This is a genomic window from Pseudomonas sp. Kh14, from assembly GCF_900291005.1.
Classification (GTDB): domain Bacteria; phylum Pseudomonadota; class Gammaproteobacteria; order Pseudomonadales; family Pseudomonadaceae; genus Aquipseudomonas; species Aquipseudomonas alloputida.
On sequence record NZ_OLKJ01000015.1, the window covers coordinates 193,495 to 208,208 of the forward strand.

13 protein-coding genes are annotated in these 14,714 nt (G+C 53.4%); all 13 read left to right on the plus strand.

Annotated elements, in window-relative coordinates; all coding sequences use genetic code 11:
• Positions 1 to 5 precede the first annotated feature (5 nt).
• The gene (locus FQ668_RS08120; protein ID WP_119713377.1) at positions 6 to 1,490 is read left to right on the plus strand and encodes an oligosaccharide flippase family protein; all 1,485 of its coding nucleotides are present in this window, start codon (positions 6 to 8) and stop codon (positions 1,488 to 1,490) included.
• 38 nt (positions 1,491 to 1,528) lie between these two features.
• Positions 1,529 to 2,386, plus strand: a complete 858-nt coding sequence (locus FQ668_RS08125) for an SDR family oxidoreductase (RefSeq protein ID WP_019439152.1) — start codon at positions 1,529 to 1,531, stop codon at positions 2,384 to 2,386.
• Positions 2,387 to 2,404: 18 nt separating this feature from the next.
• Positions 2,405 to 3,418, plus strand: coding sequence for a polysaccharide biosynthesis protein (locus tag FQ668_RS08130; protein ID WP_014592017.1), 1,014 nt, complete (start codon positions 2,405 to 2,407; stop codon positions 3,416 to 3,418).
• Positions 3,419 to 3,479: 61 nt separating this feature from the next.
• Positions 3,480 to 4,271 (plus strand): glycosyltransferase family 2 protein, encoded by a 792-nt coding sequence (locus FQ668_RS08135; RefSeq protein WP_023390080.1) that lies wholly within the window; start codon positions 3,480 to 3,482, stop codon positions 4,269 to 4,271.
• Positions 4,271 to 5,323: an EpsG family protein gene (locus FQ668_RS08140; RefSeq protein WP_014592016.1), complete on the plus strand. Its 1,053-nt coding sequence runs from the start codon at positions 4,271 to 4,273 to the stop codon at positions 5,321 to 5,323. Before FQ668_RS08135 ends, FQ668_RS08140 begins: the two co-directional genes overlap by 1 nt.
• A 34-nt stretch (positions 5,324 to 5,357) precedes the next feature.
• A complete protein-coding gene (locus FQ668_RS08145; protein ID WP_162911981.1) occupies positions 5,358 to 6,308 on the plus strand; it encodes an NAD(P)-dependent oxidoreductase in 951 nt (316 codons plus the stop codon).
• Between the two features lie 65 nt (positions 6,309 to 6,373).
• Positions 6,374 to 7,531 carry a glycosyltransferase family 4 protein gene (locus tag FQ668_RS08150; protein WP_014592015.1) on the plus strand — a complete coding sequence of 386 codons (1,158 nt, stop codon included), beginning with the start codon at positions 6,374 to 6,376 and terminating at the stop codon, positions 7,529 to 7,531.
• Positions 7,528 to 8,517, plus strand: coding sequence for an SDR family oxidoreductase (locus FQ668_RS08155; protein WP_019439156.1), 990 nt, complete (start codon positions 7,528 to 7,530; stop codon positions 8,515 to 8,517). The genes FQ668_RS08150 and FQ668_RS08155 overlap by 4 nt, the downstream gene beginning before the upstream one ends.
• Entirely contained in the window at positions 8,514 to 9,527 is a 1,014-nt protein-coding gene (locus FQ668_RS08160; protein ID WP_019439157.1) for a glycosyltransferase family 4 protein, read from the plus strand. The genes FQ668_RS08155 and FQ668_RS08160 overlap by 4 nt, the downstream gene beginning before the upstream one ends.
• 6 nt (positions 9,528 to 9,533) lie before the next feature.
• Entirely contained in the window at positions 9,534 to 11,552 is a 2,019-nt protein-coding gene (locus FQ668_RS08165) for a nucleoside-diphosphate sugar epimerase/dehydratase (protein ID WP_019439158.1), read from the plus strand.
• A 169-nt stretch (positions 11,553 to 11,721) separates the two neighbouring features.
• Positions 11,722 to 12,792 (plus strand): dTDP-glucose 4,6-dehydratase, encoded by a 1,071-nt coding sequence (gene rfbB / locus FQ668_RS08170; RefSeq protein WP_014592011.1) that lies wholly within the window; start codon positions 11,722 to 11,724, stop codon positions 12,790 to 12,792.
• Positions 12,789 to 13,694, plus strand: coding sequence for a dTDP-4-dehydrorhamnose reductase (gene rfbD / locus FQ668_RS08175; protein WP_014592010.1), 906 nt, complete (start codon positions 12,789 to 12,791; stop codon positions 13,692 to 13,694). Before rfbB ends, rfbD begins: the two co-directional genes overlap by 4 nt.
• Positions 13,691 to 14,572: a glucose-1-phosphate thymidylyltransferase RfbA gene (rfbA, locus tag FQ668_RS08180; RefSeq protein ID WP_014592009.1), complete on the plus strand. Its 882-nt coding sequence runs from the start codon at positions 13,691 to 13,693 to the stop codon at positions 14,570 to 14,572. Before rfbD ends, rfbA begins: the two co-directional genes overlap by 4 nt.
• The last annotated feature ends 142 nt before the right edge of the window (positions 14,573 to 14,714 follow it).

Here is a 14,714-nt window from a genome sequence, read left to right on the forward strand (position 1 = left end):
CAGCCATGAAGATAGCCAACCTATCATCGCTATTGCTTGCCAGTTTTTCTGGAAAATTGATCTATGCGTTGGCAAGCTTGGTTTCCCTGCCTGTGGCAGCACATGTCTTGGGGGCCGAAGCGGTGGGGTTGGTCGGTTTCTTCACCACGCTTCTGATGGTACTGATGGTGCTAGAGGGAGGGCTTACCAGTAGTGTAATACAGCGTTTGGCGAGTATCAGAGGCTCACGATTAATCGGGCGCTCACATCGTCCCATTTTCGCACTCATCAATACCTATCTGCTGGTGTTCACCTTAATGGGTTTGGTGGCGGCGTTAGTGATTGTGATGGCTTCACCTATGCTTGTGTCAAGTTGGCTGAAGCTCACCGTGATTGCTGAGCAGCAAGCACTATATAGTTTGTATTGTATGGCTATATTTATTGGGCTGAATCTCCCGGTGATGTTGTTGCAGGGGGTGTTCGCCGGCCATGAGCTCCAGCAGTCTTTAAATAAGATTTATATTCCGTACTCCATAATGCGGACGCTAGGCGTGCTTCTGGTTGTTAGCGAGGTTTCGCGTCTTAATAGTGTGGTTGGCTATTTTGTAGTTCAGGTTGTGGTGCAATTTGTTTATGTCCTTTCCTTGCTCTTGGTGTTGAAAAGGCACGGAGCTCTCGGGCGAGCCAGGGTCCACTTTAAATATCTGAAGCACGGAATTGCTTTTAGTCGAGGGGTTTTTCTAATCTCACTGACCTCGCTGATAACAGTGCAATACGATAAGGTATTCATGAGCGGTAAGCTTGGCTTGGAAGAGTATGCTTATTACAGTCTGGCGAGCACGATCGCTGGATTTCCCTACATATTCTCGACAGCGTTTAATGCTGTTTTGTTTCCGAGGTTTTCAAGTAACTTGCGGCTTGGCCAGTTGGACGTAATAGAAAAAACATTTCGTGCTGCACTGGTTTTGTTCTCCCTTGTCATGACCATTATGTGCAGTGCGGTATTCTGGTTTGCTCAGCCCGTTCTACTTATGCTGTTTGAGCCGTTCCTGGCAAACGGAATGGCGATCGTGTTGCCGTGGCTATTGGTTGGAACGGCATTACAATCTCTCTTAATTATTCCCTTCGCGCTGCAGTTGGCGGCAAGTTGGACTTCACTGTCTTTTCGCTTGAATTTGGTGGCAGTGCCGGTCATGCTGTTGGCACTACCCACTCTGGTGACTCACTTTGGAGCGGTCGGCGGAGGGTACACTTGGGTGCTTTACAATTTGTTTTCGCTTGCGTGTACTGCATATTTCACCTGCCGTCGCTTTCCTTGGTTAAAGAGCGCATATAGGGCCTGTCTGATAGCTGTGCTCTTCACTACGGCGCTGGCGAACGGAATTTTTTTCCTATGTTCAATTTGGTTAAGCAGCGGTTTGGCTGTCTTGGTCGTCACGTGTCTTTCTTCGGCAGCGTTGTGCGCAGTAGGCTTGGTAGTTTTTCGACGGCATCTTGCTGGACTCAGATGACGTGACCGTATACGCTTTCCTGATTAGGGAGAATGACAATGAAAATCATGGTGCTCGGTGCGTCCGGGATGTTAGGTAGCGCGGTATTCAGGCATCTGGCGTCTGATCCGCGCTACGACGTATGTGGTACCGTCCGTAGTGCGGGAGTGTTACGATTTTTCTCACCGGCTGAGCAGGTGCGCATTCAGGTGGGTATCGATGTGCTTAACCAAGATGAGGTTTTAGCACTGTTCAATCAGCACCGTCCTGACGTAATAATCAATTGCACCGGTTTAATAAAGCAACTGGCAACTGCAAACGATCCGCTTGCTGTACTGCCGATCAACTCTTTGCTACCCCATCGGCTGCAAAAGATAGCCAGTTTGATTGGCGCTCGTCTAGTTCATATTAGTACGGATTGCGTGTACGCCGGCACTCGAGGGATGTACATTGAGTCAGACCCGTCTGATGCAGAGGACCTTTATGGTAAGTCGAAGTATATTGGAGAGGTCACTGATGCGACTAATGCCATTACACTCAGGACTTCCATTATTGGACATGAGCTGAGCAGTAGCAAATCACTCATTGATTGGTTCTTGTCGCAAACAGGTCCAGTGAAGGGTTATCAACGAGCGATTTTTTCAGGCTTGCCCACCGTTGAATTAGGTCGGATCATCGGCAATCTCGTTTTGCCTAATGCTGAATTAAGCGGCCTTTATCACGTGTCAGCTGAAGCCATTGACAAGTATTCGCTGTTAAGTAAAGTCGCGAGAATTTATGGTAAGGCTATCACTATTACAGCCGATGATGAGGTAGTCATTGACCGGTCTCTCGATTCGACACGTTTCCGAGAAGCTGTCGGATATGTGCCTCCCTGTTGGGATGATTTGATATCTAGCATGCGCGACTTTAAATAGATTTATCAGGGCAAATATATGTTCAAAAATAAAGTATTGATGATTACCGGTGGCACTGGATCGTTCGGTAATACAGTGCTAAAGCGCTTTCTGGATACTGATGTTAAAGAAATAAGAATATTCAGTCGCGATGAAAAAAAACAAGAAGACATGCGTATCGCCTTGGGTAACGACAAGGTAAAGTTTTATATTGGCGATGTTCGGGACTATAGCAGCCTTATACAGGCAATGGTGGGCGTGGATTATATTTTTCACGCTGCAGCACTAAAGCAAGTTCCATCTTGTGAATTTTTTCCAATGGAGGCCGTGAAAACCAATGTCATGGGGACTGAAAACGTTCTCAATGCGGCGGTTGAGTGTAAGGTCAAGCGCGTTGTTGTTTTGAGTACTGATAAAGCGGTTTATCCCATAAATGCGATGGGTATTTCCAAGGCTCTAGCTGAGAAGTTGGTAATCGCGAAATCTCGGATGATTCCCGATACTTCACCCACCGTTATATGTGCCACTCGTTACGGCAATGTCATGGCGTCCCGCGGGTCAGTGATTCCGCTATTTGTGAATCAACTTAAGTGTGGGCAGGCGTTGACGGTCACAGACCCCAATATGACGCGTTTTCTGATGTCATTGGAGGATTCGGTCGATCTGGTTTTGCACGCGTTTGAGCACTCCCAGCAGGGTGATATCTTTGTTCAGAAAGCGCCCGCTTCGACAGTGGGAGATTTGGCGGAAGCGCTCAAGCAGCTCTTTGTATCAAGCAGTGAAGTCAAGGTGATTGGTACCCGGCACGGCGAAAAGCTCTACGAGTCATTGATATCTCGCGAAGAGATGGCTAAGGCTGAGGACATGGGGCGGTACTATCGGATACCTGCCGACAATCGCGATCTGAACTATGAGAAGTATGCTTCTGATGGCGAGCAGGAGGTCTCTCAGCTTGATGACTACACCTCTCATAATACAACGCTGCTGTCCATCGAAGAAATCAAGGAGACGTTGTTGAGGTTGGAGTATATTCAGCAAGAGTTGAAGGTTTGACTGCGATGTCTCTTTGGTTGCAGTACATTATCTTTAATGGTGCTGGAAAAGGTGGTTCGCAGTGACAAAGGCTTCTGTCAGTGTAATTGTTCCTTGCTATCGGAGCAAAGCATCAATTTCGCGTGCGGTCGAATCGGTGTTTACGCAAACCCTGAGGCCGATCGAAGTAATTTTGGTTGATGACTGTAGCCCAGATGATACGCTTGAACAACTGTATGCCGAGCAGCAAAAATACCCTGCGGGCTGGATAAAAGTGATTGAACTGCCACAGAATGGTGGGCCAGGGAGTGCGCGCAATGCAGGCTGGGCACAGGCGAACGGCAAGTATGTGGCGTTCTTAGACTCTGATGATTGTTGGCATGCTCGAAAAGTCGAACTTCAGTACAACTGGCTTGAGCAGCACCCCGAAGTAACTTTGTTGGGACAAAAATTTGCTTCGGGGATGCAGCGAGAGCCGGCTGTAGAGGATGTGAGTTGTACCCAGGTAACAAAGCGACAGCTACTGTTTTCTAATCAATTTACTACATCGTCGGTAATGCTGCAGCATGGCGTGAAAAGTCGATTTAAACAAGGGAAGCGCTACTGTGAGGATTATCAGCTCTGGTCTGATATCCTTTTTAAGGGGGGGGTGTGTTGCAATATGGATTTTCCGTTGGTCAAAACCTTTAAACCTGTTTATGGGGATTCTGGTTTGAGCGGGCAGTTATGGTCTATGGAGTTGGGTGAATTAGGTGTTCATGGCGCGCTGTTGCGGGAAAAGAGAATTGGGATCCTGCCATTTTTGTTGGCCGTGTCGTGGTCGATGCTGAAGTTTGCCCGACGTGTCGTAAACTCATATGTGCGAAGACGTTAATGATCTATATCTTCGGCTGGGCAATGATGCTGTTGGCGCTAGTCGCTTCTGAAATTACCAAGAACAGGAGCCGTATTCCTGTGGCTTTGGTGATTTTGTTTGTTGCGGTAGTAGCTGTATTGCGCGGTGCTGTTGGCACGGATACTAACACCTATGAGTGGTTGTTGGGTTTGGCTACCTTGGATCCTTTGGCGGGAGGGGTTGAGCCTGCCTTTACTTTCCTGGGCTGGATTTTCATGGGCGTTACAGGCTCTTCTGTTGGCGCAGTGAGATTATTTGGTCTTTTGCTATTTATTGTTCTTTTTTATTATTTGTTGCGCTCCAATGGGAATGAGCGATTTTTTTTGTTGTCCTGTTTCTTACCTTCCTTTATTTATCAGTACAGCATGAATACATTGCGATTAGGTTTGGCCAGTGTGTTTTTGCTTTTGGCATTCCAATATGCTCGACGGATTCGTTACTCAAGACGGGTGGGTTTTTCGTTGATCGCTTTGGGGTTTCATTATTCCTCGATTTTTAACGTCGCCTATCTGATGATGTTGCGCGTCCCGTGGGCGCGCTGGAGCAGTGTAATTGCCGGCCTTGGTTTTGTAGTGTGCGTGGCGTTATTACTGATCCTTAAAAGTGATTATTTTCTGATGAAGCTTAGTGCTTACAGTGCAGTTTCATCACCTGGAAAGTTTTCTGGCATGAGTAAGGTGGTGGTCATTGCAGTAATGCTCATGGCGGTTGCGGCTTCGCGCATGCCGCGCAGCGACAAAATAAAATTAGTGATTCTTACTACTGTTTTAACAATCGCATTTTTTGCGTTAGCAAGCATTAGTTATGCTGGGTTGCGATTTCTCGATTTGTTGTCGTTCTCGCTGCCGTTAGCCGTTCTGGTAGCGTATAACGATAATGAGCGCTCCTTGGACTGGGCGATAAAAATAGGGCTATCGGCAGTTGGGATCTTGTCAATGGTGGCTAGTTATAGGAACTATCTCCAGGAAATGGGGCAGGGTCCTAGCCCTTTTTTGCCTTATCATTTACTGGATGCACTCGGCGGCCTGTAAGTTGGTGTCGCAAGGTTGTGATAGGAGCGGGAACTTGAAAATCCTAGTGTTGGGCGCAAATGGCTTCATTGGGGAACGTTTGATGACGGTCCTCGCCGAGCAAGCGCACTCGATTCGAATGTTAACCCGTAAGCCCGGGAAAGCATCCAGTGAAAAACTGGAAGTGCTATTGGGGGATCTCACGAGTGATACGCTGGACGTTGAACGTCTTGTAGATGGCTGTGATGTGATCATCAATTGTGCGGGTGAAATCAAGAATGAGCAATTAATGCCCGCTTTGCATGTCAGCGCGGTAAAGCGCCTACTCGATGCCCTTGGCCGCAGGGGCCGGGGAGCGCCTCACGTTCGCTGGGTACAATTGAGCAGTGTTGGCGCGTATGGACCAGCGGCGGGCAAAAGACGAGTGGTCACCGAGCAGACCGCACCTAATCCTCAAGGAATGTACGAGATTACCAAGACCGATGCGGACAAGCTGATCATGTCTCATGCTGCATTGCAGGGAGAGTCGGGTGACTGGGTAATACTTCGACCGTCCAATGTGTTTGCTTGTGACATGCCCAATGGTTCCATTCGTCAGTTGGCCAGGATCATTGGTAAAAAAATGTTCTTCTACGTTGGGCGCGAAGAAGCGATTGCCACTTACATTCATGCGAATGACGTTGCAGCAGCCCTTGCCTGTTGTTCGAGTGAGCCACGTGCAGCGAGGCAAATCTACAACTTGTCCAATGATTGCAGGCTGAGGGACGTGGTCGAGGCACTTGCAGATTGTCAAGGTGTTCAGCCGCCGAAATGGTGGTTGCCGGAGTGGCTAGTCAGAGTGGCTGTTTGGCTTGCTGGGAACATGATGCGTTTGCCGTTAACACAAAGTCGAGTAGATGCCCTGGTAAATAAAACTTCTTATCCTGCGGAGAAAATACGCAACGATTTGAATTTTACGCCTAAGTACAGCGTCCCCGTGCATATATGTGAAGTGATCCAAAAATAATGGAATTATGAATTGAAGGCTATTGGGTAATTTTATCTGTGACTGGCGCATTGGAATCTAACAGTATGTCAATTAAAGGTTTGCGGGTGGCACGGATTTCTACGGTCCCGTTTTTTGTGGTTACGCAGCTTAGCGCTCAATTGCGAGCGCTAAATGAGGCGGGAGCAGAGGTCGACGTGATCGCCAGTAACGACGACATGAGTGGATTGCTTCAGTCAAGGAAGGATCTGAATTTTATACCTGTCGAGATAGCCCGCGAAATCAGCCCGCTGAAGGATTTGCGCAGCCTGATAAAGCTTATCATTTTGTTCAGGAAGCAGGGTTATGACATCGTTCACTCCACGACGCCTAAAGCAGGACTGCTAGCGGCTATTGCTGGGCGGATCGCAGGTGTCAAGATACGTTTGCACACCTTCACAGGCCAGCCTTGGGTAACCATGAATGGGTTAAAAAAGCACCTGCTAAAATTTTGCGACGCGCTCATCGCCAGATTAAATACCCACAACTACGCCGACAGTGTCAGCCAGCGAGAGTTTCTCGTTCGAGAAGGTGTGATTCCACAAGAGAAAGTGTCAGTGATTGGCTTCGGTTCACTGGCGGGTGTTGATATGGATCGATTTGACTGTCAGCGTTTTTCACCGGAGGTGATTGCGCAGACCAGAAACGAACTCGAAATTCCTCAGGATGCCAAAGTTCTTCTCTTTGTTGGGAGAGTCACTCCAGAAAAGGGTATAGGTGAACTCATGGAGGCTTTCACCACGCTGAGGGCAGTGCATGCGGACCTTTTTCTCGTGCTGGTCGGGCCTTATGAGGCTGAAGGGCGAGAGGTTGTCGAGTCTCATTTTGCAGCGGGGACCGCGCACATAAAGGTGCTTGGCCTGCAGGAATTGCCTGAAAAATTTATGGCAGCGGCCGATTTGCTCTGTTTGCCGAGCTATCGGGAAGGGTTCGGTACGGTAGTGATCGAAGCAGCGGCGATGGGCCTTCCAACAGTTGGAACGGATATCTATGGCCTTAATGATGCTGTCGTCAATGGCGAAACGGGGCTATTGGTGCCTGTCCGTGACTCCGGTGCTTTATCCGATGCGATAGATGCTCTACTGTCGCACCCCCAGCGGCTGATTAGCATGTCCACAAAGGCAAAAGAGCGTGCGAGAAGGGACTTCGATTCCAGGCACTGCTCAGCGCTTCTAATCCAACAGTATGAAGGATTTTACAAGTGAGTCATTCAGCAGAGCTGTCAGCCGGTGAGCGCATTCTGGTGACGGGATCCACCGGTTTTGTGGGGGGCGCGCTGTTGAACGGGCTTATTGAGGCGGGGCGTTTTGACGTAGTCGCACAGTACCGTGAGAGGCCAGAAGCGATCAGCACTCTGGTAGACGCGGTATGTGTGCCTTCGATCAACGGCGAGACTGATTGGAAGGCCGCGCTGGAAAAAGTTGATGTTGTCGTACATTGCGCGGCGCGTGTTCACGTAATGAATGAAACTACGAACGATCCCTTGGCTGCTTTTCGTCGCGTGAATGTAGATGGAACGCTTGCACTTGCCCGCCAGGCAGCGAGTGCTGGTGTCCGTCGATTCATCTACTTGAGCTCCATCAAGGTTAATGGTGAGGAAACGAGCGAAGCTCCTTTCAACGCGCAGGACAACTGTTCACCTACTGATCCCTACGGTATATCCAAGTGGGAGGCTGAGCAGGGTTTGCTGGCCTTGGCAGCGGAGAGCGCAATGGATGTCGTGATTGTTCGACCGCCACTGATCTACGGTCCAGGGGTCAAGGCGAATTTCCTTAAGATGGTCAAATGGATGGATCGAGGTATACCGTTGCCTTTGGCGTCAGTGCACAACAGCAGAAGCTTGGTGGGCTTGAGTAACCTTATTTCCTTCCTGATTCATTGCATTGACCACCCAAACGCTGGCAACCAGATATTCCTGGTGTCAGATGGCCAGGATCTGTCGACGCCAGCTCTGTTATCGAAAGTAGCAGGCGCGCTAGGTAAATCATCCCGTTTGATACCTTTCCCGGTGTCATTTTTGTTGGGGCTGGCAGCCTTGGTTGGGAAAAAGGCAGAATTTCGCCGACTGTGTGGCTCACTGACGATAGACATTGAAAAAAATAGACGGTTGCTCGGTTGGCAGCCGCAGTCTTCGGTATCCGATGAATTGAAGCGAACTGTCAAAGCATATCGTCAGCAGGAATCCAAATGAGCCTTTGGTTGCTATTACCCATTACCGCAATTCTTTCATATTTTTTAACCGCCGCCCTTCGTCGCTATGCGCTCTCAGCGAGCATGATAGATGTGCCGAATGCACGCAGTTCCCACACCGTGCCCACTCCTCGTGGTGGTGGCGTTGCTATTGTGTTGTCGTTCCTTTTAGGGTTGGTAGTACTCGGAATCGTGGGAGTGTTGCCTGGCGCTCTAGCAGTAGGGCTTTTCGGGGCAGGTCTGATCGCAGCGCTGATAGGGTTTCTTGATGACCATGGTCATGTGCCTGCACGCTGGCGATTGCTCGGGCATTTTTCTGCCGCGGCCTGGGGCTTGTTCTGGATGGCAGGTGCTCCCCCCCTTGAGCTCTTTGGAACGGTTTTAGATCTGGGATGGGTGGGAAACGTTCTTGCGACCGTGTATTTGGTCTGGTTACTCAATTTGAACAATTTCATGGATGGAATTGATGGCTTGGCCAGTGGCCAGGCCGTGACGGCATGCATCGGTGGCGCATTGCTCTATTGGCTGGGCGGGCAGGCATCGCAACTGTGGCTTTGCGGCTTGTTGCTGGCCGCAGTGGCAGGTTTCTGGATTTGGAACTTCCCTCCAGCAAAGATCTTCATGGGCGATGCCGGCAGTGGTTTCCTCGGGATCATGATGGGGCTACTGGCCCTACAGGCTGCTTGGATTTCGCCCGCTTTTTTCTGGAGTTGGCTAATACTGTTAGGAGTGTTCGTTGTTGATGCAACCTGGACCCTGATTCGAAGGCTCCTGCGCGGGGAGAAGGTCCATGAGGCACATCGCAGTCACGGATATCAGTATGCGGCCAGGCACTACAAAAGCCACAGAGTAGTCACCCTCACTGTGCTGTTGATCAATGTACTCTGGCTGACACCACTCGCGTTGCTGGTGGGATCTGGGCTCCTCAACGGAGCTGGCGGTCTACTGATCGCCTATGCGCCGCTATGTGTACTGGCGGCAAAGTTTAACGCCGGGCGGCGGGAGGCCTGACTATCTATGAGACCAGGAGGCGATAACAAGATGCGCAGTTGGCTTCTACAGCTTACGCGGCGCCAGAAACGGTTGCTGCAATTGTCTACTGATGTGCTGCTGATATGGGTGGCGCTCTGGCTCGCGTTTGTGGTCCGTCTAGGCATTGAAGAGATGGCTAACCCCATAATCGACCATGCGTGGCTGTTCCTCACTGCTCCTTTGGTGTCCATTCCGTTGTTCATTCGCTTCGGTTTGTACCGTGCGGTGATGAGATATTTCGGTAACGACGCCTTGATCGCCATCATCAAGGCCGTGACACTCTCGGCGCTCATTCTCGGCTTCATCATTTACTGGGCTAGCAACCACCAGAATGTTGTGCCACGGTCCATCACCTTCAATTACTGGTGGTTGAGCCTGATCATGATCGGCGGTCTTCGCCTGGCCATGCGGCAGTATTTCTTGGGTGACTGGTTTGCCGCGGCTGTGCAGCACGTTCCTTTTGCCAGTAATGGCCGTGGCGATGGCCTGCCGCGAGTGGCCATCTATGGCGCCGGTGGTGCTGGCAATCAGCTTGCTGCTGCCCTGCGCTCTGACAAGGCCCTGCGCCCGGTTGCCTTCATCGACGATGATCCCAGCATCACCGACCGGGTGATTGCCGGCTTGCAGGTTTACCGCCCCGACCAGTTACAGGACATGATCGATGCCACGGGAGCGCAGGAAATCCTGCTAGCCATACCGTCCTCTACCCGCACTCGCCGTCGCGAAATCCTCAACTTCCTTGAAGGCTACCCGCTGCACGTGCGCAGTATTCCCAGCTTCCTGGACCTGGCCAGCGGTAAAGTAAAGGTGGACGACATCCAGGAAGTAGATATTGCCGACCTATTGGGTCGCGATGCCGTCCCGGCACAGGCTGACCTGCTGGAGCGCTGCATCGTCGATCAGATCGTACTGGTAACCGGTGCCGGCGGCTCCATAGGCTCGGAACTGTGCCGGCAGATATTGGGCCAGGGGCCAAAAACCCTGCTGTTGTTCGACCATAGTGAATTCAACCTCTACAGCATCCTCTCCGAGCTGGAGCAGCGCGTTGCCCGTGAATCCCTTACGGTCAGCCTTGTACCCATCCTGGGCTCGGTGCGCAACCAGTCCCAGCTTCTGGACATCATGCGCACCTGGCACGTCGACACTGTCTATCACGCAGCTGCCTATAAGCACGTGCCGATGGTGGAGCACAACATCACCGAAGGCCTGATGAATAATGTCATCGGCACACTGCACACTGCCCAGGCCGCGTTGCAGGCCGGAGTTGCCAACTTCGTGCTGATTTCCACCGACAAGGCCGTGCGCCCGACCAATGTGATGGGCAGCACCAAACGCCTGGCCGAGATGACCCTGCAGGCGCTGAGCCGCGAAGTGGCGCCGGTGCTGTTTGGCGACAGCAGCAACGTTTCGCAGGTGAACAAGACCCGCTTCACCATGGTGCGCTTCGGTAACGTGCTGGGCTCATCGGGGTCGGTGATTCCACTGTTCCACAAGCAGATCAAGGCGGGCGGCCCGCTTACCGTCACCCACCCCAAGATCACCCGCTACTTCATGACCATTCCCGAGGCCGCGCAGCTGGTAATTCAGGCCGGCTCCATGGGCAAGGGTGGCGATGTGTTCGTGCTGGACATGGGCGAGCCGGTGAAAATTGTGGAACTGGCCGAGAAGATGATTCACCTGTCGGGCTTCAGTGTGCGCTCCGAGCGTAACCCGATGGGTGATATTGCCATTGAGTTCACCGGGTTGCGTCCGGGGGAAAAGCTGTATGAAGAGTTGCTGATTGGCGATAACGTCATTGCGACCCGTCACCCGATGATCATGAGTGCCAACGAAGACTTCCTGCCCTGGGATACGCTCAAGGAGTTCCTGCGGCAGCTGATGGCGGCAGCGGCGGTTGATGACTTTGTGCGGGTACGGCAGTTGCTGCGCGAAACCGTGAGCGGCTATTCGCCGGAAGGCGAGATTGTCGACTGGATTTACCAGCAGCGGCGCCTGGAGCCCTGACCTTGCTTTGCAGCTAAACCTGCTTCCACAGGGCCGCAGCGCGGCCCCTGTATCTCCGCCATTCCAGCCTGAATGTCACGTTGCCATCGTCTTCGCTCTCGAATCAACCGCCGACAGTCTAGAATCCTGAAAGTGGAAGCGCAGACCCTGACAACGGAAGCAGACAAACATGACCATTTTGGTAACCGGCGGTGCAGGCTTTATCGGGGCGAACTTCGTTTTGGACTGGCTGGCCGGCGATGACGAACCCGTGGTCAACCTGGACAAACTCACCTATGCAGGCAACCTGCAGACCCTGAGCAGCCTGCAGGGCGACAAGCGCCATATCTTCGTGCACGGCGACATTGCCGATAGCCGGCTGGTCGCGGAATTACTGAATGCCCATCAGCCCCGCGCCATCATCAACTTTGCCGCCGAGTCCCACGTCGACCGATCGATCCATGGCCCGCAAGCCTTCATCGAAACCAACGTCGTCGGCACGTTCCAGTTGCTGGAAGCCGCGCGTGCATACTGGGGCAGCCTTAATGAGCCGGCGCGGCAGGCATTTCGTTTCCTGCATGTGTCTACCGACGAAGTGTATGGCTCTCTGACTGCCGACGAACCGGCTTTCACTGAAACCCACCAGTACCAGCCTAACAGCCCGTACTCGGCCAGCAAGGCTGCCAGCGACCACTTGGTGCGTTCGTACTACCACACCTACGGCCTGCCGGTGCTGACCACCAATTGCTCGAACAATTACGGCCCTTATCACTTCCCGGAAAAGCTCATCCCGCTGATGATCGTCAACGCCCTGGCCGGCAAGCCGCTGCCGGTATATGGCGACGGTCAGCAGATTCGCGACTGGTTGTACGTAAAGGACCACTGCAGCGCCATCCGCCGCGTACTGGAGGCCGGCAAAGCTGGTGAGGTGTACAACGTCGGCGGCTGGAATGAAAAGCCCAACCTGGACATCGTCAACCGCGTGTGCGCACTGCTGGACGAACTGCGCCCACGCGCCGACGGCAAGCCCTACGCCGAACAGATCACCTATGTAAGCGACCGTCCAGGTCACGACCGCCGTTATGCCATCGATGCCCGCAAGCTGGAGCAGGAGCTTGGCTGGAAGCCTGCGGAAACGTTCGAAACCGGCATCCGCAAAACCGTGGCCTGGTACCTCGACAACCAGGACTGGGTGCAGAACGTGCAGTCTGGCAGTTACCGTGACTGGGTAGAAAAAAACTACGCAGGGCGTTCTGCATGAAGGTGCTGCTGCTGGGCAAGGACGGTCAGGTAGGATGGGAACTGCAACGCAGCCTGGCCCCACTGGGGCAGTTGCTGGCGCTGAACGCTCGCAGCCAGGCATACTGTGGCGACCTGGCCAACTTGCCGGGCCTGGCCGAAACCGTCCGTGTCTACGCCCCCGATGTCATCGTCAATGCGGCGGCCTACACTGCCGTGGACAAGGCCGAGAGTGACCGTGAGCAAGCCTTCAAGGTAAACGCCGACGCCGTCGGCGTGCTGGCCCGCGCTGCCGCTGAATGTGGCGCGCTACTGGTACATTACTCCACCGACTATGTGTTCCCGGGGCAGGGCACCCAGCCTTGGCGCGAAGACGATGCCGTTGACCCATTGAATACCTATGGCGCCAGCAAGCTGGCCGGCGAGCAAGCGATCCAGGCTGCCGGTTGCCAGCACCTGATTTTCCGCACCTGCTGGGTGTATGCCGCACGCGGCAACAATTTCGCCAAAACCATGCTGCGCCTGGCTGCGGAGCGTGACAGCCTGGGCGTGATAGATGACCAGCACGGTGCCCCGACGGGTGCAGAACTGATCGCCGACATCACCGCCCACGCCATTGTCGCCACGCGCCGCAACCCATCCCTGGCTGGCCTGTACCACCTGGCCGCTGAGGGTGAAACCACCTGGTGCGGCTATGCCCGTTACGTACTGGAGCAAGCGGCAGTCCACGGCGTGCCGCTGAAAGCTCATGCCGAGAACGTCACCCCCTTGACCACAGAGGCCTACCCGACGGCGGCCATGCGGCCGGCCAACTCGCGTCTCGATACCCATAAACTGCAGAAGGCCTTTGCCCTGACCCTGCCAGATTGGCGCCTGGGTGTGGCTCGCATGCTGACGGAAATCCACGAGAAAAGACCACTATGAAGCGTAAAGGCATCATTCTGGCGGGTGGGTCGGGTACCCGCCTGCACCCGGCGACCCTGGCAATTTCCAAGCAACTGTTGCCGGTGTACGACAAGCCGATGATCTATTACCCGCTGACCACACTGATGCTGGCGGGCATTCATGACATCCTGATCATTTCCACCCCGCAAGACACCCCGCGCTTCGAGCAGCTGCTGGGCAACGGCCACCGCTGGGGCATCAACATCACCTACGCCGTGCAGCCATCTCCGGACGGCCTGGCCCAGGCGTTCCTGATTGGCGAAGACTTCCTCGGCAACGCCCCCACCGCGCTGGTGCTGGGTGACAACATCTATTACGGCCACGACTTCCAGCAGTTGCTGCGCAACGCGATGGACCGGCAAGGCAGCGCCAGTGTGTTCGCCTATCACGTGCAAGACCCCGAGCGTTATGGCGTGGTCGAGTTCGACGGGCAGGGTAATGCCATCAGCCTGGAAGAGAAACCGGCCAAACCCAAGTCCAACTATGCCGTGACCGGGTTGTACTTCTACGACAACGACGTGATCGAGATTGCCAAAAGCATTCGGCCATCCGCGCGTGGTGAGCTGGAGATTACCGACGTGAACCGCGCGTACCTGGAGCAGCACCGTTTGTCGGTAGAGATCATGGGGCGCGGGTATGCCTGGCTGGATACCGGGACGCATGACTCGTTGCTTGAGGCAAGCGGGTATATCGCGACGATCGAGCGGCGGCAAGGGCTGAAGGTGGCCTGCCCCGAAGAGGTGGCATTCCGGCAGGGGTGGATCGATGCCCAACAGTTGGAAACGCTGGCAGCACCGCTGGCCAAGACCGGTTATGGCCAGTATCTGCTGCGTTTGATTCAAGGCACGGTTTATTGAGGCAACAACCTCGGTGGGGCGGCGCCGCCATTCCACGGGCGGTTCAACCCGCGAAGGGACCGAGTCCTGCTGGCCAATTTCCACCCGCCGTTCACCGTTGCCGGCGCTACCGTATTCGCGGGTAAACCCGCTCCTACACAGA

Excerpts from the sequence above, each read along its gene's own strand:
- rfbA (WP_014592009.1), top strand. The coding sequence starts at position 13,691 with ATGAAGCGTAAAGGCATCATTCTGGCGGGTGGGTCGGGTACCCGCCTG.
- FQ668_RS08125 (WP_019439152.1), top strand. The coding sequence starts at position 1,529 with ATGAAAATCATGGTGCTCGGTGCGTCCGGGATGTTAGGTAGCGCGGTA.
- FQ668_RS08140 (WP_014592016.1), top strand. The coding sequence starts at position 4,271 with ATGATCTATATCTTCGGCTGGGCAATGATGCTGTTGGCGCTAGTCGCT.
- FQ668_RS08120 (WP_119713377.1), top strand. The coding sequence starts at position 6 with ATGAAGATAGCCAACCTATCATCGCTATTGCTTGCCAGTTTTTCTGGA.
- rfbB (WP_014592011.1), top strand. The coding sequence starts at position 11,722 with ATGACCATTTTGGTAACCGGCGGTGCAGGCTTTATCGGGGCGAACTTC.
- FQ668_RS08130 (WP_014592017.1), top strand. The coding sequence starts at position 2,405 with ATGTTCAAAAATAAAGTATTGATGATTACCGGTGGCACTGGATCGTTC.
- FQ668_RS08160 (WP_019439157.1), top strand. The coding sequence starts at position 8,514 with ATGAGCCTTTGGTTGCTATTACCCATTACCGCAATTCTTTCATATTTT.
- FQ668_RS08150 (WP_014592015.1), top strand. The coding sequence starts at position 6,374 with ATGTCAATTAAAGGTTTGCGGGTGGCACGGATTTCTACGGTCCCGTTT.
- rfbD (WP_014592010.1), top strand. The coding sequence starts at position 12,789 with ATGAAGGTGCTGCTGCTGGGCAAGGACGGTCAGGTAGGATGGGAACTG.
- FQ668_RS08165 (WP_019439158.1), top strand. The coding sequence starts at position 9,534 with ATGAGACCAGGAGGCGATAACAAGATGCGCAGTTGGCTTCTACAGCTT.